This is a genomic window from Sphingobacterium sp. JB170 (assembly GCF_900163865.1).
Lineage (GTDB): Bacteria > Bacteroidota > Bacteroidia > Sphingobacteriales > Sphingobacteriaceae > Sphingobacterium.
Map to the genome: position 1 here is coordinate 75,702 of NZ_FUKU01000030.1, position 22,788 is coordinate 98,489.

Sequence of the window (22,788 nt, forward strand, 5' to 3'; positions counted from 1 at the left end):
TAACGAACAATCGTCTCCTATAGTTTATTAAAAATCAAGCACTTTTACGATTGTTAATAACTTTAAGACATGTTAACAACTCCAACCGCGACTTTAATCTGAAGCAAAAATCTGAATACATCAACTCTTCAACCTAATAGCCAAATACTTATAAACTTAATCCCCAAAATATTTACGAGCTGAATTCTTTCTCGATGCTTTTCAATATCGTATATTTGTGTTATGGCAAACGATACATCAACGATAAAACCTTACAAAACAAAGGAAGGTGGCAAAAAAGAACAAGTGGCAGACATGTTCAATAATATATCGAAAACCTACGATGTATTAAACCGTCTGATGACCATGGGAATCGATACGATATGGCGTAAGAAAGCAATTAAATTATTAAAAAGTATCCAGCCTCAGCTCCTACTCGATGTCGCAACAGGTACGGGTGATTTTGCCATCGAATCTTTACGTATTTTAGAACCTAAAAAAATTATAGGTATCGATATCTCATCGGGTATGCTTGAGGTAGCCAAAGAAAAAATCGCAAAAAAAGGTCTGCAAGATCGCATCGAGGTTCAGCTTGGGGATTCAGAAAAACTCCAGTTTGAAGACAACACTTTTGACGCGGTCACCGTGGCATTCGGTGTTCGAAACTTCGAAAATTTAGAAAAAGGGCTCGCCGACATCCACCGTGTACTCAGACCAGGCGGAAAAGCAGTCATCCTCGAGCTTTCTAATCCATCGAAATTCCCGATCAAACAATTGTATCATTTTTATTTCCACAAATTTACACCGGCACTGGGCAAACTGATATCTAAAGATTCGAGCGCGTATTCATACCTCCCGGAGTCTGTCGCAAATTTCCCTGATGGTGCCCGATTTGCCGCGATCACATCCAAAGTTGGTTTCAAAGACACCATTGTTCGCCCACAGACATTTGGCTTCTGTTCGATTTACGAATGTTCAAAATAACAGCGAAGTCCGTTATGTAAGCGACCACAACGCATGTTGAAAAGTAAGGCATAATATATAGTCTGTAAAAACAAGACAAATACAATCCTTTAAATATCAAACAATGAGAACAGTATTTATTACAGGCGCGAGTTCCGGAATTGGGGAAGCTTGCGCACAAGTTTTAGCCAAAGAACAATCTTACCGGTTAGTGTTATGTGCACGCCGTTTATCCAGGCTAGAGCAAATCAAAAAAGATATCCTAGAGAGCTATCCCAACACTGAAATATATTGTTTTGAATTAGACGTAAGAGACTTCGCGCAGGTGGAACGCACTCTATCAAATTTACCGGCCGATTGGCGCGCGATTGATATACTTATTAATAACGCGGGATTGAGCCAGGGCTTGGATAGCATTCAAAATGGCGATATTGGCGATTGGGACCGTATGATCGATACCAATGTGAAAGGTTTGCTTTATGTCAGCAAAAAGGTCATACCAATGATGAAAAATAGTAATCACGCACATATAATCAACCTAGGATCGATCGCTGGCAAAGAAGTATATCCCAACGGAAACGTGTACTGCGCAACAAAACACGCTGTCGACGCACTCACAAAAGCGATGCGTATTGATCTACTCCAACAAGGCATCAAGGTTACTTCGGTCGACCCGGGAATGGTCGAAACCGAGTTTTCGCAAGTACGGTTCAAAGGCGATCAGGAACGCGCTAAAGATGTGTACCACGGACTCACTCCTTTATCAGGTACAGATATCGCCGAAATAATTGCTTTTGTACTCGCTCGGCCGGCTCATGTAAACATCAATGACCTGCTGGTGATGCCAAGTGCACAAGCGACTGGAACAATCGTCAACCGAGCACCAACTATTCAAAAAAAATAATTTTTTAACTTTAATTTTCAATAAAATGTCATTAGAACAAACGATAAACCAAGATATCAAAGCAGCGATGATTGCCAAAGACAACGCCCGTCTTCGTGGACTTCGGGCAATTAAGGCTGCCGTACTTCTTGCTAAAACTGAAAAAGGTGCTAGCGAAGATCTAACCGAAGAAGGTGAAATAAAGGTTCTTCAAAAACTAGTTAAACAACGTAAAGAGTCGGCAGAAATTTATAAAACCCAAAATAGAGACGATTTATACGAAGTCGAAGTCGAAGAACAAGAAGTTATTGAACAGTATCTTCCTAAACAATTAGACAGATCGTCTGTCGAACAAATAATAAAAGATATTATAGAACAAGTGAATGCCACGTCTGTTAAAGATATGGGGAAAGTTATGGGTGCCGCAAATCAAAAACTTGCTGGTCGGGCAGACGGACGCACGATATCCGAGGTTGTAAAGTCACTGCTAAGCTAAAACTAAATGGAAATCAATTGGGAAATTAAATCGTTTCAGGAACTTAACACGACGGAATTGTACCAAATTGTTCAACTGCGTATCGATATTTTCATGCTGGAGCAAAACTGTTTCTACCGCGACTTAGACAACAAAGATTTCCCGTCAAATCACTTAATGGGCTGGCATCAAGACACTCTTGTTGCCTATGCCCGTTTATTACCCCCGTCTATCTCCTATGAAGAATGCTCAATTGGAAGAGTACTCGTCCATCGTGACTTTCGAAAATTTGGCCTCGGTAAACAGCTTATGTTGCAGGCTATAGCCTTTCTAAGCCCGCCGTCCACGCCACAGCCGATACGGATCAGTGCACAGCTATATTTGCAAAGATTCTATGAAGACCTCGGATTTGTACCTACAGGCGATGAATATCTGGAGGATGATATCCCACATATTCAAATGTTACGCCCTTCGTAATACCGTTCAACTCGCAACACGGTAACGACCACAGGAAGACTAAACTTGGACCATAACAGAACAAAGTAGAGGTCCGGGAATCGAACCCCATAAAAAGGATATATTAATAAAACAGAAAATATAAGAAATTATTTCTGAGGCCGCACTCCAAAATTTCTATCGCGTTCAAAGGTAACCATATGGCGTTCTTTTTTCGCCGGGTAAATATCGTCCAATGTAATCATAATACCGGTCTCTTCCACCTCGCCAAATTCATCGTTCATTGCGGTACCGAACGTACGCATGGTTGGTGAGAGATTCATATAAGTATTGATCAACGGCGGAATGTTTTCACCAAGCTCACGCACTTTCGTATTAAGTACTTTGTAACCTTCCTTATATTCAAGCCCGTCAAAAAGACTGCGAAATTTGGATATATCCGTCTTATAAGCAATATTCAGGTGTGCGACAGGGGTAACCAATTTATCTGGATCTGGGAAATAATGTTCCATAAAAAGAATCAAAAGGTCACGCGCTGTCTCATTATAACGTGGATACATGGTCACCTTTCCAAACAAATATTTAATATCCGGAAATATCATAACCAAAGCGCCCAGACCATCCCATAGATTGTCCAAAGAAAATAACCCTCTTCGATTATCAATCGCGGGTTGATAACGTGGTTGAACCCAAGAGCGTCCCAGCTCCAATGTCAGGGGAAGATACTCTTGCTTAAACCGGTCGGAAAAATCAAAATAATGAGCGGTAGAAAGATGCAAATCACCATTTCCGTCGACGGCATCGCGACACTGTATCACCCGATAACCAGCAATAATTTCTTCGTCGTCCGGATTCCATGCTATAAGCTGATCGTAATTATGCGCGCCCGTATCGTTCTCATCGATATCGAAAGGTAACCCTGTTCCGCCGCCAGCCCCACGGAACGTTAATTCCCGTAGTCGCCCGATCTCTTTCATTATATTTGGTGCTTGATGAAAGTTTATCAAATACACCTCATTGTTTCCATTATTTGTATAACGAATAAAAGCCTTTTTGGTTAACTCGGCCTTAATTAAACTTCTTTCTACTGGTGCAATAATTTCTTGCATATATTATTTCTTATCCCCCATTTTATAAACTAATGACCTTACTTCACCGGCCCACTCACGTTCGTTTTTCGATTTATCAAAAGAGGCGTAATCGATACGCTCTCCTATACGAATCGTTATCGTCTGTCCTCGTTGCGAAAACATTTCATCAGGCAAATATAACATCTCTAAATTTGCTTTGAGCCCAACTTTCTGTCTTAGACTAGCTAAATTATAGAAAAAACTAGAATTTTTGCCTTCAATATGAACCGGAACGACGTCTCGCTTATATTTTTTTGCTTTATTAATAAAACTCTTCTTCCACTCCAAGTCGCGAATCTGTCCCTTTATTTTCCGTGAAACCAGCCCCGCTGGAAATATGAGCAGTGCATTATCCGAGGCATATGCCTTGTCAATTGCGAGTACGCCACTCTTCGCTTGGTTACCTACTTTATTTACCGGCACGAAAAGAGGTTCTAAATTTCGAATATTCATCAAGATATCGTTCACCAAGAATTTAACATCGCGGCGATAACGCCCAATCGCATGCATAATAGCAATTCCATCAAGCCCCCCCAAGGGGTGATTTGACGCAAAAATAACGTTTTCATCTAATGGAATATTCTCCCCCCCCACCAGAACGACATTAAGCCCCAACTCATCAATAACGGCATCGACAAAGTCCAAACCATACAAATCTCTAAACTTGGTCATGAGATAATTGATATCATCTTCGTGTAATACTCGTTCAAGATAGCGTACAATTGGGCTAGGGATCCATTTGGCAAGTTGCGGACTTTTCGTATGAATTACCTCTCTAACTTCAATAAATTTTTGTAATCCTTCTTCTTCGATCATTTGCTTTTCCAAATACTAATATGTCTGATAATCGACAAAATCAATCGTAAAATTAATAAAATATATTATTATTGGTTGTAAAAACATATTTACAAGGCTATCATTGTTTACTACCATATTCTTTTTAAATTAGCTATATTTAAAATGGAGCAATGATACTTGACAATTTCACTCCAATTACGACATCAAACGGCTGAACATGTACATAGGTGAGATTCTGGAACAGAACTATTTTGAAATTGACGCTTCCACTACGATCGAATTAGGGCTAGACAAGCTAAATGAAACGCATGCTTCTCAACTAGCAGTAGTCAAGAAGCATGAATACCTTGGTTTGGTGACCGAGGATGATCTTTTAAGCGTGAGCGACGTATCAAAACCTATATCCTCGCTGGCTGTCACTTTAGGATTCCTATATCTTTATGAATATCAACACGTTTACGATGCCTTACAATACATGACTGCACATCAATTGCAAATCCTTCCGATCCTAAACAAGGAAAACACTTATTTAGGAGTTCTTACCTCGCAAAACCTAATAAAAGCACTTAATAGCACATTAGGTAACCAAACCCCCGGAGCGATCATCGTTTTGGAACTCGGAAAAAACGACGTGTCTTTTTCCCACATAGCGCATATTTTTGAGTCGGAGAATGTCCGTATCTTAAATGCTGCGGTACGAGACATATCGGACACTACTAAGATTGAAATGACGATTAAAGTTGATAAACAAAATATTTCGACGCTCGTTTCCTCGTTATGGCGTTTCGATTATGTTGTAAAAGCAACTTTCAATGACGGAAGCCAGGATTCGGATATAAAAGAGCGCTACGATATCTTAATGAATTACCTTAACTTATAGTATCTCGCGCTTTTTTTAGCATCTTTGCAGTAGAATTGTCAAAACAGATAAGCATGCACAAAAAATCAATTGCGATATACGGGAGGGCATTTAATGCCTCGGTCGTTCCCTATGTTGAGCAACTCTTCGCTTATTTAAAGAATAAGGACATTCACATTTACATCCACGCAGATTTTTATAATTCCCTCAAAGTACAGTACGATTGCTCGAGCGACTTTTTGATGTACCACAACCACGAAGACCTCCCTCAAGATATCATGTTTTTACTTAGTTTAGGTGGAGATGGAACCATGCTTTCTGCGGTATCACAAGTGCGTGACTTGGGGATTCCGATAGCAGGTATAAATTTTGGACGTCTTGGCTTTCTCGCTTCTATCAACAAAGCGGATATGATTCAGGCACTAGACGATATATTCGCTGGAAACTACACCTTGCAACCCAGAGATCTCATAGAGGTAAGTGGAAATGACAAAGCGATTTTCGGAAATGAAAATTACGCTTTAAATGATATCACTGTATTTCGACATGATACCTCCTCGATGATTACAATTAACGCGACCCTGGATGGCGAACTATTAAATTCTTATTGGGCAGACGGAATAATTATCGCTACCCCCACCGGCTCTACGGCCTACTCGCTAAGCTGTGGCGGTCCGATTATCATGCCTGGTAGCGGGAATTTTGTAATTACACCAATTTCCCCACATAACCTCAACGTGCGCCCGTTGATCATCTCGGCAAATAGTGTCCTTGAACTGGAGATTGAAAGCCGCACAGATAAGTATGTATTAAGTTGTGACTCTAAAACCGAAATGCTTGACAGGACGACCAAATTACGATTACAACGTGCGCCCTTTCAAATAAACTTGATCCGTTTGCCCTCAGACAGCTATTTCTCTACGCTTAGGGAGAAGCTCTTATGGGGTTTGGATGTCCGCAATTATTAACTTGATTAAAATTTGTATTAATCATATTGTATTAAAACAATTATATTTACGTCACAAAGAGATGCCTTTGTTATTATTTGATTTATCAATTTGCGCGAGTGCCCGTTTAATCGAGCTGTGCAAAGCTTCAAAATCAACATATATTAACAAAAACCTCGACGTAAAAATTTTCTCAAACATGCCATGAAATGGACCGCATTTAAAGGACATTATCAACAAACGATACGGCATGAAAAAAGGGAACCTATTAGTCTGCGACATAAGGCAGGCTAAGAAAACATTAATGTGTTCTATAAAAAATGAGTTTCAAAGAAAGACTAAAGAAAGATAACTTGCCACAGCATATAGCAATCATCATGGATGGCAATGGACGATGGGCAAAGGGGATCGGAAAACTCCGCATATTTGGACACCAAAACGGTGTGTCGGCGGTACGTGAAGCTATGGAAGGATGTGTGGACGTAGGCATAAATTACCTAACATTGTACGCCTTCTCTTCGGAAAACTGGAACAGACCCAAACTGGAAGTACGCGCGTTGATGGAGCTGTTGGTAAACACCTTAGCGAAGGAAACCAAAACATTTATGGACAACGGCATTAAGTTACAAACCATTGGAAATATAAGCGATCTCCCAACGAATTGTCAAAAAACCTTAGCGGACACCATAGATCTTACAAAATCAAACGATCAGTGCGTGCTCACACTCGCTTTAAGTTACGGATCGCGGACAGAGATCGTTGATGCTACCAAAGCCATCGCGCAAAAGGTGGCGAATGGACAACTAGATATAGCAGATATCGACGAAGCCACGATCAGTATGCATCTATACACACACGGTACACCTGACCCCGACTTAATGATTCGTACAAGTGGTGAGCAACGGATCAGCAACTACCTCCTTTACCAAATGGCATACACCGAACTCTGCTTCTTAGATAAAATGTGGCCGGAATTCAAACGCGAGGACCTGTTTGAAGCAATATATAACTATCAAAACCGTGAAAGAAGATTCGGGAAAACAAGCGAACAATTGTAATATTTATTTACCTTTGCAGCATTCATTAAAAGCCTAATCAATTGTCTGGCTATTAATTATATTCTTTTAACAAAAATTAACAAGAGATTCGTGTACTTTAGCACAGAGAAAATAGATTAAATGAAGCGCATATTATACTTAATAACATTTACCTTACTATTTGGAGGACAAGAATTATTTGCTCAAATACAAGGAAATAATCCGATTAACTTAAACAATCCTAGTGAAATAAGTTACTTAGAACCTAAAGACTACGTTATCGCTGGAGTTCGCGTTACAGGAACGGAGTATTTGGATGGCGATGTACTAGTTACCATATCGAAATTAGTTGTCGGACAATACATAGAAGTTCCAAGTGAGGCTACTGCGAATGTTGTTAAAACGTTAATGTCGCAAAACTTATTCGACGACGTACAACTATACGCCGAGCGAATTGAAAATGAGAACATCTATTTGGAAATCCGCGTACGAGAGCGCCCGCGCCTTACACGTATTGATATAAACGGGCTAAAGAAAACAGAATCTGAAGAAATTCACAAACGCTTAAATACAAGCGCAGGTAAAATCGTTAATGAAAACCTAATCAAAACGACAAAATCAACCATCGAGAAGTTTCTTCGTGAAAAATCTTTTCTCTACCCGGACATTAAAATCCGCACCGAAAAAGATACCGTACAAACAAATAACGAAATTGTTATTGTTGACGTTGAAAAGAATAAAAAAATAAAAGTACACGGTGTTAAATTTAGCGGCAACGAAGCTTTCTCCAACAAACAGCTACGTAAATATTTAAAAGGTGTTAAACCACGTCGTTGGTTCCGGATATTTGGTCCCGGAAAATTTAAAGAAGACAAATATGAAGAGGCCAAAACTAACTTGATTGCTAAAATGCAAGACAAGGGGTACCGCGACGCGCAAATCGTAAATGATAGCATCGCTCGTTACGATAACAATGAGGTTGATATATATGTCGATTTATACGAGGGCCCGAAATATTTCATGGGAAATATCGAATGGTCAGGAAACTCAAAATACACCGATTCGGTATTAAATATCATTTTAGGGATCGCTAAAGGCGATGTATACAGTGAGGAGAAACTGACTACAAAACTAAGCGGACCTTCCCGTAATAGTGACGACATCAGTGCATTATACCAAAACGACGGTTATCTAACCTTCAACGTGCAGCCGATTATAAAACGAATCTACAATGATACAATCGACGTCGAAATTGTACTAAGTGAGGGAAAACAGTTTACAATAAACAATGTAATCGTCAAAGGTAATGACGTGACCAATGACCGCGTTGTTCTCCGTTCAATATACACAAAGCCGGGTCAAAAATTCTCTCGTGAGATGCTTATGCGCAGTGTACGAGAGATTTCACAGTTAGGCATGTTCGACGAACAAAAAATCAATCCAGTACCAACGAATCTTAATTACGAGGAAGGTACAACTGATCTTGAATATACCGTTGTCGAAAAACCTTCGGATCAAGTCGAGCTTTCGGGTGGTTACGGAGCAGGACAAGTTATCGGTACCTTAGGTTTAACATTTAATAACTTTTCCACAAGCAATCTATTTAAGAAAGATGCATGGAAGCCTCTCCCACGTGGAGACGGACAGAAATTAAGCATACGCGGACAGACATCCGGTAAGCGCTACCAGTCGTATAGTTTCTCTTTTTCCGAACCTTGGTTGGGCGGAAAGAAACCAATATATTTCGGATTGAGCGCCTATACGTCCAATTCCTCGTACGGCGGATTTAACTACTATACAGGAGAGCAGATGGTAAAAGATTCGGAATTGAATCGGATATGGATGACCGGTGTAACCGCTACCCTAGGTAAACGTCTACAGTGGCCAGATCCGTATTTCCAAGTCAATACGTCCTTATCCTTCCAGCGCTATAAACTTCAAAACTACGGCAACTATTTCCTTTTCTCGGACGGAACAGCCTATAATATTAACTTGACTCAAGAGATAAGCCGTAACACCATTGACGCACCTATTTACCCAACATCGGGATCAAATATAAAATTCAGTGTGCAATTAACACCGCCATACTCATTATGGAACGACATTAATTACGAGACAGCAGAAGATAACGTTAAATACAAGTGGACAGAGTACCACAAATGGAAACTGGACGCGCAATGGTTTGCGAAAATAGCCGGTAAATTGGTTTTGAAAACTCAGGCGCAGTTTGGTTACTTGGGAAACTATTCCAATAAAACGCCAACATCTACTTTTGAACGCTTTAAATTAGGTGGAGATGGTATGCAAGGATTTGACTTCTTACAGGGTTCTGAGATTATCGCGATGCGTGGTTACGCAAATGGTACAATCATCCCTGAATCAACTGGTTATAATCAAGAAAACATAGCAATCAACTCAGGTAGCCCGATATATGCAAAATATCAATTGGAACTAAGACATCCGGTAATGCTGAACGATCAAGCTACAGTATTCGTACTTGCATTTGCAGAAGCAGGTAATACCTGGAACAAATTCAGCGAAGTGAACCCATTAAAAATGCGCCGCTCAGCAGGTGTTGGTGCACGTATCTTCCTACCTATATTTGGTATGCTAGGAATCGATTACGGACATGCATTCGACCCTATTCCAGGACTGCAATCAAGTCAATGGAAACAAAACTTCACATTCAGTATTTTACAAAATATGGGCGGCTTTTAAACCATTTGCAAACAACATAGTCCTAAAAAATAGAAAAGCGAAATAGTAGCTATTTAGAAGGATTTAACGTTTCTTAAGGGAAACCAGCGAAGGTACGTGAATTTAAGGCACATTATTCGCTAGAGTATTATAATACAGTAGAACAATAGATCGTTCAAACAAAATTTAACATACATGAAAAAGATAATATTTGTCATCGCTATTTTATTAACCGCATCCTTTGGTGCTGTTAAAGCACAATCAGTTGCTTACGTTGATTCTGAATTTATCCTTAAACATATTCCGGAATATGTTACAGCACAAAAGCAACTTGACGAGATGTCTACCAACTGGCAGCAGGAAGTTGATAAACAATATGCGGCAATTGAAACGATGTATCAAGCCTATCAAAACGACCAAGTATTATTGAATGATGATATGCGTAAGCGTCGCGAAGATGAAATTGTCAACAAAGAGAAAGAAGTCAAAGAATTTCAACGTCAAAAATTCGGATTCGAAGGCGACTTATTTAAAGAACGTACACGTCTAATTCAGCCCATACAAGATCGCGTAACATCGGCTATTAAAGATGTAGCTACCACACAAGGTGTAGACCTAATACTTGACAAGGGATCGGAAGTGACATTCTTATTTGCAAATCCAAAATTGGATAAAAGCAACGATATCATTACAAAATTAGGTTATAAACCAGATCCGAGCTTGGCAAACTAATTTTTTTGATTATAATTGTTTAATTAAATCAGTGAATCTATTATAGTAATATTAAAAAAACAGTATCATTTACAAAGAGAGGGATACAAAAAGTTTAAAATGAAAAGAATGAGAAATTTATTTAAAAGTGCAGTTTTAGCAGCAGTGGTGTTTTTAGGCGTTCAAAATGTTAACGCACAACAAAAAATTGGACACGTAAACGCGGATGAAATTTTCCAATTAACACCAGAATTCAAAACTGCAAACGATCAATTGAAAACTCTTAACGATACAAAAACAAAAGAATTACAAGGTATGTATGCAGAGTTTCAAAAGAAACAAACTGATGCCAATGAAAAAGTACGAACTCGTAGTGAAGCAAATAAAGATGCTGTAGATGCAGAACTTCAAACTTTGGGTCAAGAGCTCCAAGCTATCGAAACTCGTATCCAAGAGCAACAACGTGCTGCACAGGAAGAGCTAGGAAAAAAACAACAAGAGTTGCTTACTCCAATTCAGACAAAAGTAATGACAGCAATAAATACTGTAGCGAAAGAGAAAGGTTTTGCTTACGTATTAGACATCTCTAACGGTAGTGTGATGTATTTCGACGGTGGTGAAGACATCTCCGCTGACGTAAAAACTAAACTTGGAATTGCGGCGAATGCAACTCCACCTGCGAACCCAGCAGCAACTGCTCCAGCGCAACAATAAACAGAACGTATTTTGTAAATGAACGAGGCTACATCCATGATGTAGCCTCGTTCATTTTTAAGGTGATATTTTTTACGTTGTACGCCCTGACAATTCATTTGATTCACACCATTAATCGGAGCGATTAGGGACGAACCTCATCGTTACCTGTAGCACTTTTCGTTGCCGATAATTCATCGCTCGGTATCTCTGCCACTTCACGCTCTACCTCCCTAACCTCTACGTGTACGGCGAAATCCGAAGGTGCGATAGGAATGCCTTTTAATGATGCATATTCACGTGTAAAGATCGCGCCTAAATAGAGTATCGCTGCTGTATAATATACCCACAAGAGGATCAACACAATAGAGCTCGCCGCTCCATATGTCGATTCTGTATCTGAAAACTCGAGATAAAGGCTTATCAAAAAACGGCCAAAGACGAAGAGAATACTCGTAAACAGTGCCCCAGAGCGCACCGTTCGCCATTCAATTTTCACGTCGGGTAGCGTCTTGAAGATTATTGAGAAAAGAACAAAGATTATTAAAAACGAGATCAAGAAATTAATAGAATTGAACAAGAACACCGTCATGTCTTGAAAATAGCGTTGTAGTCGCTCGGTCATTGCTACGACAACACCATTGATGATTAAAGTCACGACCAGCAAAAACCCAAGGCCAATCACTAATGATGAGGACAATAAGCGATCTTTTAAGATTTTCAACCACCCTTTCTTTGCTTTCGGTCGAACGCGCCAAATCTTATTGATAGAATTCTGAATATCGCCGAACACCGTAGTTGCTCCCACCAGTAACGTTATTGCACTGATAATTAATGCAATATTAGATTTCCCAGACAGCGAAAGATTTTTAATTATATCTTGAACTTGCCGTGCGGCACTAGGACCGATTAGTCCAGTTAACTCTACGACAACTTTTCCACGGATCGCTTCCTCTCCTAAGAATATCCCCGCTAAAGATATCATCAGCACAAGAATAGGCCCGAGAGAAAATACGGTGTAATAAGCTAAGGAAGCGCTGTACTTAAGGCTATCTTCCTTTGTAAATCCAATGACCGTATTCTTAGATACCGTAAAAAATTCCTTAAGATCAATCGCTAGTTTACTCATATATTATTTCATTTGCGAACCGATAAATTATGCGGCTACCCGTGCCATATCTTCCTCACAGTTAACCAACCCACTTATAGAGGTAAAAGTTTTAGAAAACTTAAAATTAGCGCGATCGCCGCCCGAAGAAATTGGGCCATTTAGCATCGTATTGAAGTCAATTTAGGCGCGCGTAATGAGCGGATCCTACGAGGAGTAGACCAAGTGCCAGGAGAAACTTTACGACACTCTATTACCTCTCTTACTGTCGAAATGCCAATCCCCGTTGCAAATACGTTTTTTTATGCTAGATCAGCGACGACATTTTATGCGCATAGTCGCGGAATACTTCCTTGGCGCAATATCTGCAATTTGAATTTCGTTCCCCCCTAAAGAAATGAGGCTATGGACCAAAAACAACGCCTAAAAAAAGGAGCCACTTGGGCTCCTTTTAAAGTATCTAACAAATTGATAACGATTTAAAACTCTATTTTACTGCGTCTACAACTGCTTTGAAAGCATCGGGGTTATTTAAGGCTAAATCAGCTAAAACCTTACGGTTTAAACCGATATTCTTAGCATTTAATTTACCGATCAACTGCGAATAAGAAATTCCATGTTGACGTGCTCCTGCATTGATACGTTGAATCCATAAAGCTCTGAACTCGCGTTTTTTAGTTTTACGGTCGCGGTAAGCGTACTGTAAACCTTTTTCTACTGTATTTTTAGCAATAGTATAAACTTTGCTTCTTGAACCGAAATAGCCTTTAGCTAATTTCAAGATTCTTTTTCTTCTTCTTCTGGAAGCGACTGCGTTAACCGAACGTGGCATATTATTTAAAATTTAGTTTGGTATTAGGCGTTACGTTTCTCAGTAATCTTACTACCTGATACCCGGTCAAAAAATATTTGTTAAAATTGAGATAAAAACTTATTTACCCAGAGCAAGCATACGTTTTACGTTGCCTAAATCCGCGTCATGTACGTAGCTAGTTTGTGTCAAGTTACGTTTTTGTTTTTTTGTTTTTTTCGTCAAAATGTGGCTTTTGTAAGCCCCTTTTCTTGCTATTTTACCTGTTCCAGTCAATTTAAAGCGTTTTTTCGCGCTGGAATTGGTTTTTACTTTTGGCATAATCCTATTTTTTATATCAATCTGTTAGACTCTCTATTTTTTTGGAGCTTTGGGTGCAAGCGTAAGGAACATTCGTTTACCTTCTAATTTAGGTAGCAACTCAACTTTTCCATAATCCTCTAACGCCTGTGCGAACCGTAATAAAAGAATTTCTCCATGTTCTTTAAATACGATAGCACGACCTTTAAAATGCACGTATGCACGCACTTTCTCTCCGTTTTCTAAAAACTTCATCGCGTGCTTAAGCTTAAAGTCAAAATCGTGGTCACTTGTATTGGGACCAAAACGAATTTCTTTAATTACTGTCTGCTTAGCATTCGATTTTATTTCTTTTTGCTTCTTCTTCTGTTCGTAAATAAACTTACTATAGTCTATAATTCTACAAACGGGAGGAGCCGCATTTGGCGAAATTTCCACAAGATCAAGTTCCAATTGATCAGCTAATTCCATTGCCTTACGAGTTGGATAAATTCCTTGTTCTATATTATCGCCGACCAGGCGTACCTCAGGTACCCTGATAAATTCGTTAATGCGATGTTCTGGTTCTTTCTTTCTCATTGGTGGTCTAGAACCACCACCTCTATTTAATGCCAAATATTTTAAAATTAAACGGTTATCTCTTTAATTAATAATTCCTTAAAATCCGAAGGGCTCATCGTCCCTACCTCGACAGACCCATGCTTACGCACAGAAACTGTGCCACTCTCCATCTCCTTTTCCCCCACAATCAGCATATAAGGGATTTTTTTCACTTCCGCATCACGAATCTTACGGCCAACTTTCTCATCGCGATGGTCAATCAGTCCGCGAATATCGGAATTATTTAGGGATTCTAAAAGGTTTTTCGCATATTCTTCATATTTTTCTGACACTGGCAAGACGATAAATTGCTCTGGAGCAAGCCATAATGGAAATTGCCCTGCGCAATGCTCAATCAAGACTGCAACAAAACGTTCGATAGAACCGAAGGGAGCGCGGTGAATCATCACAGGACGATGCTTTTGGTTATCACTACCCGTGTATTCAAGCTCGAAACGCTCGGGTAAATTATAATCCACCTGAATCGTGCCGAGCTGCCATCTGCGTCCTAATGCATCCTTCACCATAAAGTCTAGCTTCGGACCATAGAAAGCCGCCTCCCCATATTCAACCGTCGTAGGAAGTCCCTTTTCATCAGCTGCTTCGATAATCGCCTGCTCGGCAAGCTGCCAGTTCTCATCTGTCCCGATATATTTAGTACGATTTTCAGGATCACGAAGCGAAACTTGCGCCGTAAAATCAACAAATCCGAGTGCATCAAAAACATAAAGTACTAAATCGATGACCTTTTTAAATTCCTCTTTTACTTGATCCGGACGACAAAATAGATGTGCATCATCTTGCGTAAACCCACGTACACGGGTTAAACCATGAAGCTCACCCGATTGTTCATAACGGTATACTGTTCCAAACTCTGCAAATCGAACTGGTAAATCTTTATACGAGCGCGGTTTGACTTTATATATTTCACAATGATGCGGACAGTTCATCGGCTTCAAGAAGAATTCCTCCCCTTCAACGGGCGTATGAATCGGCTGAAAAGCATCAGCTCCGTATTTCTCATAATGCCCGGAAGTAACATACAGTTGTTTATGTCCGATATGCGGTGTAACAACCGGCTCATAGCCCCCTTTGATCTGTGCGCGCTGAAGGAAATCCTGTAATTTCTGACGCAATGCGGTGCCCTTAGGCAACCATAATGGCAACCCAGCGCCTACCTTTTCCGAAAACGCAAATAGTTCAAGTTCTTTACCTAGTTTACGGTGATCTCTTCTCTTTGCTTCTTCAATAAACTTAAGATATTCCGTCAACTCTGACGCTTTGGGGAAAGTCACACCATAAATACGAGTCAACTGTTTACGCGTTTCATCCCCACGCCAAAATGCACCCGCAACGTTCGTTAATTTTATCGCTTTTATTACCCCTGTTTGTGGGATATGTGGTCCTCGACAAAGATCCGTAAAATTACCCTGCGTATAGAATGTGATCTTCCCATCTTCGAGATCCTTTAAAAGGTCAAGCTTATATTCATCACCTTTTTCAGTAAAATACGCAACTGCATCAGCCTTGGAAATAGGTTTGCGTTCGAAGACCTCCTTTTGCTTTGCTAAAGCAAGCATTTTATCTTCGATCTGTTTAAATTCATCTGAAGAGAATGTGCGGTCACCAAAATCGACGTCATAATAGAAGCCAGTTTCGACGGAGGGGCCTATCCCTAATTTCACGCCCGGATATAAAGCCTCCAACGCTTCAGCCAACAAATGTGCAGATGAATGCCAAAAGGTAGATTTTCCTTTATCATCATTCCAAGTGAGCAGCTTAACCGATGCATCTTCTTCGATAGCACGAGTAGCATCCCAGACCTCGCCATTTATTTCTGCTGCCAATACGTTTCGTGCAAGCCCCTCAGATATTGAAAGTGCGACCTGCATTGCGGTAGTTCCTTTTTCAAACTGACGTACCGAACCGTCAGGTAATGTAATGTTAATCATTAACAAATATGATTTAGAATTTGTAAGTTATTCGTTTTTAAAACTTTACAAACACCCACCCTACTATGGTGTAAATTATTTGTAAATCTTTTTTAAAAACGTAGCTCAATCGAGCATTCTTTACAAATATCTCCAAAACTTTACAAAAAGTCGCAAAATGTTTTGACATTTTAATTTCTACTCTTATTATTATACTGCTACGTCGGATTTATTTTAATTTTAACAAAATTGTTTGAGATAAAAGTCGGCTAACTGCCGGAATGTGTAAATCTAAATGAAAAATTAAATTACCATATTGAAGCAGAATATTCTGTTAAGGTTTTTCTTAGTGATAATAAAATACAGATTTGTTGCCTATTGAGCCTCTGACTCCTATTAGCCGTAATAAAGAAGAAATTAAAAAGTAACTAAGCATTTTCAAACCGGGGTTCGATTTGCAAAATGTACTTTTCAATTACAACAATTTGATGAAATTCCTGGAAAATCCGGAGAAACATTGGGAAATAGATAAACAAAAAAAGTAACCAAATGACTTTTGAATCGTAGCTTGCATTTAGAAAACCTTAATAACATAATTGACTGAATATTAGATACAAAAAGAAGCTATCACGATGAATTATACTCTTTGCGGGAAATAAACTACTTAAAATATTAATAAAGACCAAATTGATATATTTAATCGTTTCTCTCAATAAAAAATAACTAATAAAAAAGGGAACAAAAACACGTTTTCAATCCACAATTATGTTCGTAAACTAAAAGATTAAATCATTAATTAAATAAAATTGTGATTAAAGTCCAATTTGACTATTCGCTCTTATAGGAATTTATCAAAAATTATCCAAGATAGACTTTGTCGATGATTTTTATATTTCTACCGATATACATATTGTACCAAATCCAATCAGACCATTTTTATAAGTTTAACATTTTGAATTTCCGTCCTAGTCGTTTCCGGTCGGTGCATGTGTCATCAAAAAACGAGGATACAATTCACATTTTGAAAAAACTAAGACATTAGCCTAACTTCTCCTGTACTTAATTTTCGTACCTTTGTCCTCGAAAATAACTAAGAAATGTCAAATCAGGTTCCAGAAGACGGAAGACTCCTCCCCCTAATGGAGGAATTTTACACAATACAAGGAGAGGGATATCACACCGGAAAAGCTGCTTATTTCATACGTTTGGGAGGTTGTGATATAGGTTGCCACTGGTGTGACGTAAAGGAAAGTTGGGATGCGGACGTTCATCCTCTCACCGCAGCCGACACGATTGTCGAACATGCGAAACTACATCCCGCAAAAACAGTCGTTGTAACTGGAGGAGAACCTCTTTTATATAATTTAGATTATCTGACAAAAAGATTGAAAGAAGAAGGTATCCAAACCTTTATCGAAACATCCGGCGCATATCCTCTTTCGGGTTTTTGGGATTGGATTTGTCTGTCTCCCAAGAAATTTAAAGCTCCACGTCCCGATGTATTGAATGCAGCGGGCGAACTCAAAGTTATCGTATTCAACAAAAGCGATTTTCAATGGGCCGAAGAACACGCCAAATTTGTGAGTAAAAACTGTAAACTATACCTTCAGCCCGAATGGTCGAAAGTCTCGGAAATGACTCCAGCTATTATTGAATATGTTAAAGAAAACCCACAATGGGAAATATCTTTACAAACACATAAATACCTCAATATACCGTAGTGATTTTGATGGAAATTTCTATTTGTTTGGCAACACTATGAACAAATAATCTAAAAGCGCTTACTGAGCACGCAAGATAATATTTCACCCGATTGCGAGCAGCATCGCTCCCCGATAGCAGCTACAGACAAATACTTTATAACTTCACGACCTCCCCACTTCGTACAGATTCATCGCAGGCAAAAGCAATTCGCAAACTATTAAGTGCATCTTGCATTGATTTCTCTAGATTTAAATCCTCTTTAATTGCTTGCAAAAAGAATTGTTGTTCGCGGTTGCATAATTCCTGGTGGTCGGGTTCATCGGAAAGATCAACCCATTGATCGCTATGTACGAAATTATTTGTTTCATCAATGTCCGCATAATGCACACGTAATGATTCGGTTTTTGAATGTGCTTCTACGGAATCGGACTGTCCGATTGACGCTGCTTGGTTTGCAACGATCGATACGGAACCTTTAGGACCGATCACATCTTTCACAAAAAATGCAGTCTCGCTAACCATTGGCCCCCACCCCGCCTCATACCATCCTACTGAGCCGTCGTCAAACCGAATCTGTAACTGCCCATAGTTGTAGTTGGTCTTGGGGATCTCGTCGGTGAGTCGCGCACCGATGGCATAAACCTGAGTAGGTTTCGCGGCTGTCATCTGGCACATCACATCGATATAATGTACGCCGCAATCTACAATAGGGCTCAAACTGTCCATCAGGTTGCGATGCACGTCCCACATATACCCATGACTTTGCTGATTAAGATTCATGCGGAACACCAAGGGCGTGCCTAATGTTTGACCAATTTCAATAAATTTAATCCAGGAAGGATGGTAACGTAAAATATACCCTACAACCAACTTCTTACCAGATTTCTTTGCCGACTGTACAACACGTACAGCACCAATAACACTATCGGCAAGCGGTTTTTCTATAAAAACATGCGCACCGATTTCAAAAGCCATGATTGCATATTGCTCATGCGTATCGGGATAAGTGGAAATACAAACAGCATCCGGGACCGTTTGATCAAGGGCAGTCTCATAGCTATCAAACAACGGATAATTCGCTCCTAGCTTCCGATTCAAGGCGCTTTTACTCGCTCCTCGTGAGACTAAGCCGACAATTTCAAAGTCATCCATTTGGTGATAAGCCAATGCATGGGAGGCGCCCATATTACCACATCCAACAATTAAGATTCTAATTTTCTCCATCTTCTCTTATACAAATTTATACGCACCTGGCCTAGCAATTGGGAGTTCATCTACTTCGGTGTCCCAAGTATATTCTTTAGCCGATGGCCCTAAAGTTTCCGTTGAGTTTATAATTTCCTCGTATGATATAGTCTTTCCTGAATAAGCCGAGGCACGTCCCCAAATAGCCATTAGCGTCGAATTTGCCATATATTCGCCGTCCTCGATCACACGATTTTCACGAATTGCCTTAAATAATTCGTCATGTTCGGTTTGATACATATTGTTTAACTGCTCCGTGTTCTTCCATGGTTGATCACCGAAAATCTCATAACTCGTATTCAAAGCTACATTAACTCTGCCCTGGGTACCAAGCGCTTCAATGGTATTGCGCGGAGTGGTTCCATTTTGCTGGCGACCAAAGTGGAAACCACGGAATCCATCGTCATAGACAAATTCCACGCTGAAATGATCATAAACATTTCCAAATTTATTCCACGGACGACTTTGACGCCCCCCCATAGCTGTCACTTGGGTCGGAACCTTTTCCTTCAACATCCAGTTCATAAAATCGATGCTATGAACAGTTTGCTCCACAATCATATCACCTGAATAACGTTGATAATAAAACCAATTTCGAATTTGTTGTTCTAATTCAGAACTTCCGGCTAGGGGCTCACGATAACTCAACTCGCCACCTAAACGAAAAGTTGAAATCGCATGTATATCTCCGATTGCTCCTTGATGCACTTTAGCAACTAACTTCCGGCTAGGGAATGAATACCGGAAACAAAACCCACTCATTACACAAAGCTTCTTTTGCTTCGCTAGTCGTACAGCATCGTGGACAATATGCACCCCAGGGATATCTACTGCAACAGGTTTTTCACAAAAAACATGTTTTCCTTCCTGTATTGCAAGCGCTAAGTGTGCTGGACGAAAACTAGGTGGCGTACATAAAAGAACGACATCAACATTTGATTTTATTAGCTTTTCGAACGCGTCGAAACCGATAAAGGCACGATTTTCCGGTACGTCAATTCGATCACCATACTTCCCCTTCAAGGCGGTAAGCGTCTCCTGAAGATTATGATCAAATACATCTGCAAGTGCAGTAACCTTTACATCTGGATCAGCTTGCAAAGCTTGGAAGATCGCTCCCGTCCCTCGACCTCCGCAGCCTATAAGGCCAACATTTAAAGTTTTATTTTTTTGAATAAGACCTGCAGCCGTTAGCGGCGTGTCAATTGCAGTAGCCCCTAAAACGATGCTACTAGATTTTAAAAACTCACGTCTATTAGTCATGCATATAATTTACGGTTTAGAAAAAAATCTTGCATCCACACGCAAGAATAACAAAAAATCAATTGCCAATAAGGAATATTTGCATAATTTCACGACAAATTAACAATAACCCCAAGATTATGCAAGATGCTATCAAAGATATTACACCGCTAATCAAAGATAATGCTGCCACGTTTGGATTATTAATGGCAGTACTAGGCGGCGTATTTTACACCTCAAATCTTGAGAATAAATATATTAAAAATTTCTATTCGATTATCCCGCCATTGCTGCTATGTTATTTTGTTCCGGGTATCCTGAATTCCACCCATGTAATTGACGGAGCAAACTCGCCCTTAGCTAGCATAGGAAGCCGCTTCTTTCTTCCGTCCTGCGTAATTCTTTTCACCCTAAATCTCGATCTGCGTGAACTGTGGAATCTGCGCAAACGTGCGGGGTTAATGTTTATAACGGGCACGGTGGGTTTAGTTTTGGGCGGTCCTATTGCCGTGTGGCTCACCGCACTCGTAGCACCTGAGGTTGTTGGGGGAATTGGTCCCGATGCAGTGTGGCGTGGCCTAGGCACACTGGCAGGATCGTGGATCGGAGGCAGCGCAAATCAGGTTGCATTACGTGAAATATTACAACCTTCAGGGAAGCTTTTTTCGTCCATAATTGCGGTGGATGCATTAGTGGCTTACCTCTGGATGGCGCTTTTATTGTATGGCGCTGCGAACGTCAAGAAGGTGGACAAATTTTTCAAAGCGGACGCTAGAGACGTAGAGGAACTTACGGTGCGGATGGATCATTTATCGAAATCTAATAGTAGAATACCAGAGACAAAAGATATCATCATGATGCTTTCATTTGCTTTAGGCGGTACAGGTTTAGCTTCTTTCTTAGCGACACCTATCTCGGAATATATGCAGGTTAATTTCCCACAGCTAGAGACATTTTCATTAACTAATAATTACTTCTGGATCATACTTATAGCAACCATAATCGGGATCACACTTTCGTTCACGCCTGCTCGGAAACTAGAGCATGCCGGTGCATCTAAGTTAGCGACTGCATTACTTTATATGCTCATTATAACTATCGGTATGCAGATGGACATCTTAGCTATCTTAGAAAACCCAGGGTTGTTCGTTGTTGGTGCGCTATGGCTTTCATTCCATGCAATACTTTTAATTATCGTTGGGAAAATCTTAAAAGTTCCATTCTTTTATTTCGCAGTAGGTAGCTTGTCGAATATCGGAGGTGTTGCTTCTGCGACCGTCGTTTCTGCCGCATTCCACCCATCGCTAATTTCCGTAGGTGTGATACTTTCTGTTTTTGGTTATGCAATAGGTACATACGCCGGATGGTTAACCGCTATTTTAATGCAGCTAGCAGCTGGCGGATAATTAAATCGTTTTTAAACTGTACTGGGAATATTTTTTGTAATTTCACCTACCATGGAAGATAACAAAACCTACTATCAGGGCCAGGTCTTGTGGGCGCAACTAGATCCCAACCGGCACCTTCGTCACTCAGCTTATGCAGATTTTTGTGCGCAAGCACGCAGCAATATGTTAAAAGAATCAGGACTATCACTTGAAGAGTTTGCTAAAAGCGGAATCGGTCCTATTCTATTTCGTGAGGAGCTTATCTATCACCGTGAAATAGGCTTGGACGAAAAAATCACCGTAAAAGTTGAGCTAACAAAACTCAATACCTCGAACTTTAGATTTTCGTTTCGCCATGAGATATACAAAGAAAATGGCGTTAAAGCAGCGACTGTAATTGTCGATGGTGCTTGGTTGAATTTAAAGGAAAGAAAATTAACAAGTATCCCAAAAGATTGGGAGTCACATATCGACAGAATTCCCAAAGCTCTGGATTATCAGAGCGAATCAACTCCAAAATAATAACCAGAGGTTCGATCAATCTGATCCGGTAAAATAACTATCGGTAAAAGAAAATTCGTTCTACTGAAGATTTAATTAGTACAGTAACGAATAAACATTGGCGACAGCTGGTATTCAATGAATTTTCAGTCCCGAACTAAAGCCAATTGAAGAACAAACTCTCTAAAGTGCCCATCAAGCGGTTACAAACTGATTGTGTATTGCCCGGATGTCCCCCCCTCCTACACCCTATGCTTGAGGGACATTTAGATCATCATCATGAGGAGAATAAGCCCCACAGGTAATTCAAGTGGAAGGAACGTCCATACC

22 protein-coding genes are annotated in these 22,788 nt (G+C 40.0%); 13 read left to right on the top strand and 9 right to left on the bottom strand.

The genetic code is table 11. From position 1 onward, the window contains the following. Positions 1–222: 222 nt before the first annotated feature. The 4 genes from ubiE (at position 223) to FM107_RS09460 (ending at position 2,777) form a co-directional block, all read left to right on the top strand. A complete protein-coding gene (ubiE, locus tag FM107_RS09445) occupies positions 223–963 on the top strand; it encodes a bifunctional demethylmenaquinone methyltransferase/2-methoxy-6-polyprenyl-1,4-benzoquinol methylase UbiE (protein ID WP_086948265.1) in 741 nt (246 codons plus the stop codon). A 103-nt stretch (positions 964–1,066) separates the two neighbouring features. After that, on the top strand, positions 1,067–1,846 hold the full coding sequence (locus FM107_RS09450) for an SDR family NAD(P)-dependent oxidoreductase (protein ID WP_086948266.1): 780 nt from the start codon (positions 1,067–1,069) through the stop codon (positions 1,844–1,846). A 25-nt stretch (positions 1,847–1,871) separates the two neighbouring features. Next, positions 1,872–2,321 (top strand): GatB/YqeY domain-containing protein, encoded by a 450-nt coding sequence (locus FM107_RS09455; protein WP_086948267.1) that lies wholly within the window; start codon positions 1,872–1,874, stop codon positions 2,319–2,321. A 6-nt stretch (positions 2,322–2,327) separates the two neighbouring features. Continuing rightward, complete coding sequence (locus tag FM107_RS09460; protein ID WP_086948268.1) at positions 2,328–2,777, top strand: GNAT family N-acetyltransferase; 450 nt, start codon at positions 2,328–2,330, stop codon at positions 2,775–2,777. Positions 2,778–2,905: 128 nt separating this feature from the next. On the opposite strand, the gene FM107_RS09465 is transcribed toward FM107_RS09460, so the two are convergent. Next, positions 2,906–3,865, bottom strand: a complete 960-nt coding sequence (locus FM107_RS09465) for a GNAT family N-acetyltransferase (protein WP_086948269.1) — start codon at positions 3,863–3,865, stop codon at positions 2,906–2,908. 3 nt (positions 3,866–3,868) lie between these two features. Next, on the bottom strand, positions 3,869–4,714 hold the full coding sequence (locus FM107_RS09470; RefSeq protein ID WP_256959451.1) for a 1-acyl-sn-glycerol-3-phosphate acyltransferase: 846 nt from the start codon (positions 4,712–4,714) through the stop codon (positions 3,869–3,871). Positions 4,715–4,901: 187 nt separating this feature from the next. Here FM107_RS09470 and FM107_RS09475 point away from each other — a divergent pair, with 187 nt between their 5' ends. The 6 genes from FM107_RS09475 to FM107_RS09500 all read left to right on the top strand — a co-directional run bounded on the left by FM107_RS09475 (position 4,902) and on the right by FM107_RS09500 (position 11,649). Next, on the top strand, positions 4,902–5,564 hold the full coding sequence (locus FM107_RS09475; protein WP_086948270.1) for a CBS domain-containing protein: 663 nt from the start codon (positions 4,902–4,904) through the stop codon (positions 5,562–5,564). Positions 5,565–5,617: 53 nt separating this feature from the next. Then, positions 5,618–6,511, top strand: a complete 894-nt coding sequence (locus tag FM107_RS09480; RefSeq protein ID WP_086948271.1) for an NAD kinase — start codon at positions 5,618–5,620, stop codon at positions 6,509–6,511. A gap of 299 nt (positions 6,512–6,810) precedes the next feature. Further along, positions 6,811–7,548 (top strand): isoprenyl transferase, encoded by a 738-nt coding sequence (locus FM107_RS09485; protein WP_086948272.1) that lies wholly within the window; start codon positions 6,811–6,813, stop codon positions 7,546–7,548. 120 nt (positions 7,549–7,668) lie between these two features. Next, the gene (bamA, locus tag FM107_RS09490) at positions 7,669–10,245 is read left to right on the top strand and encodes an outer membrane protein assembly factor BamA (protein WP_086948273.1); all 2,577 of its coding nucleotides are present in this window, start codon (positions 7,669–7,671) and stop codon (positions 10,243–10,245) included. 174 nt (positions 10,246–10,419) lie between these two features. Next, entirely contained in the window at positions 10,420–10,956 is a 537-nt protein-coding gene (locus FM107_RS09495) for an OmpH family outer membrane protein (RefSeq protein WP_086948274.1), read from the top strand. A gap of 108 nt (positions 10,957–11,064) precedes the next feature. Next, a complete protein-coding gene (locus FM107_RS09500; protein WP_086948385.1) occupies positions 11,065–11,649 on the top strand; it encodes an OmpH family outer membrane protein in 585 nt (194 codons plus the stop codon). A 124-nt stretch (positions 11,650–11,773) separates the two neighbouring features. On the opposite strand, the gene FM107_RS09505 is transcribed toward FM107_RS09500, so the two are convergent. The 5 genes from FM107_RS09505 to thrS all read right to left on the bottom strand — a co-directional run bounded on the left by FM107_RS09505 (position 11,774) and on the right by thrS (position 16,399). After that, a complete protein-coding gene (locus tag FM107_RS09505; protein WP_086948275.1) occupies positions 11,774–12,757 on the bottom strand; it encodes a YihY/virulence factor BrkB family protein in 984 nt (327 codons plus the stop codon). 466 nt (positions 12,758–13,223) lie between these two features. Next, positions 13,224–13,568: a 50S ribosomal protein L20 gene (rplT, locus tag FM107_RS09510; protein ID WP_086948276.1), complete on the bottom strand. Its 345-nt coding sequence runs from the start codon at positions 13,566–13,568 to the stop codon at positions 13,224–13,226. A 99-nt stretch (positions 13,569–13,667) separates the two neighbouring features. After that, a complete protein-coding gene (gene rpmI, locus FM107_RS09515; protein ID WP_086948277.1) occupies positions 13,668–13,868 on the bottom strand; it encodes a 50S ribosomal protein L35 in 201 nt (66 codons plus the stop codon). Positions 13,869–13,901: 33 nt separating this feature from the next. Then, positions 13,902–14,426, bottom strand: coding sequence for a translation initiation factor IF-3 (gene infC / locus FM107_RS09520; RefSeq protein WP_373407995.1), 525 nt, complete (start codon positions 14,424–14,426; stop codon positions 13,902–13,904). Between the two features lie 47 nt (positions 14,427–14,473). Further along, positions 14,474–16,399 carry a threonine--tRNA ligase gene (gene thrS, locus FM107_RS09525; RefSeq protein ID WP_086948279.1) on the bottom strand — a complete coding sequence of 642 codons (1,926 nt, stop codon included), beginning with the start codon at positions 16,397–16,399 and terminating at the stop codon, positions 14,474–14,476. Positions 16,400–17,475: 1,076 nt separating this feature from the next. Here thrS and FM107_RS09530 point away from each other — a divergent pair. Beyond that, positions 17,476–18,099 carry a 7-carboxy-7-deazaguanine synthase QueE gene (locus FM107_RS09530; RefSeq protein ID WP_086948280.1) on the top strand — a complete coding sequence of 208 codons (624 nt, stop codon included), beginning with the start codon at positions 17,476–17,478 and terminating at the stop codon, positions 18,097–18,099. A gap of 136 nt (positions 18,100–18,235) precedes the next feature. Here the strand turns inward: FM107_RS09530 and FM107_RS09535 are convergent, their stop codons facing one another. Continuing rightward, on the bottom strand, positions 18,236–19,306 hold the full coding sequence (locus tag FM107_RS09535) for a Gfo/Idh/MocA family protein (protein WP_086948281.1): 1,071 nt from the start codon (positions 19,304–19,306) through the stop codon (positions 18,236–18,238). Positions 19,307–19,312: 6 nt separating this feature from the next. Beyond that, positions 19,313–20,590, bottom strand: a complete 1,278-nt coding sequence (locus tag FM107_RS09540) for a Gfo/Idh/MocA family protein (protein ID WP_086948282.1) — start codon at positions 20,588–20,590, stop codon at positions 19,313–19,315. A 119-nt stretch (positions 20,591–20,709) separates the two neighbouring features. On the opposite strand from FM107_RS09540, the gene FM107_RS09545 reads away from it, so the two are divergent. Together FM107_RS09545 and FM107_RS09550 are read left to right on the top strand one after the other, a co-directional pair. After that, complete coding sequence (locus FM107_RS09545; RefSeq protein WP_086948283.1) at positions 20,710–21,975, top strand: DUF819 domain-containing protein; 1,266 nt, start codon at positions 20,710–20,712, stop codon at positions 21,973–21,975. Between the two features lie 51 nt (positions 21,976–22,026). Beyond that, positions 22,027–22,479, top strand: a complete 453-nt coding sequence (locus FM107_RS09550) for a thioesterase family protein (protein ID WP_218778953.1) — start codon at positions 22,027–22,029, stop codon at positions 22,477–22,479. The last annotated feature ends 309 nt before the right edge of the window (positions 22,480–22,788 follow it).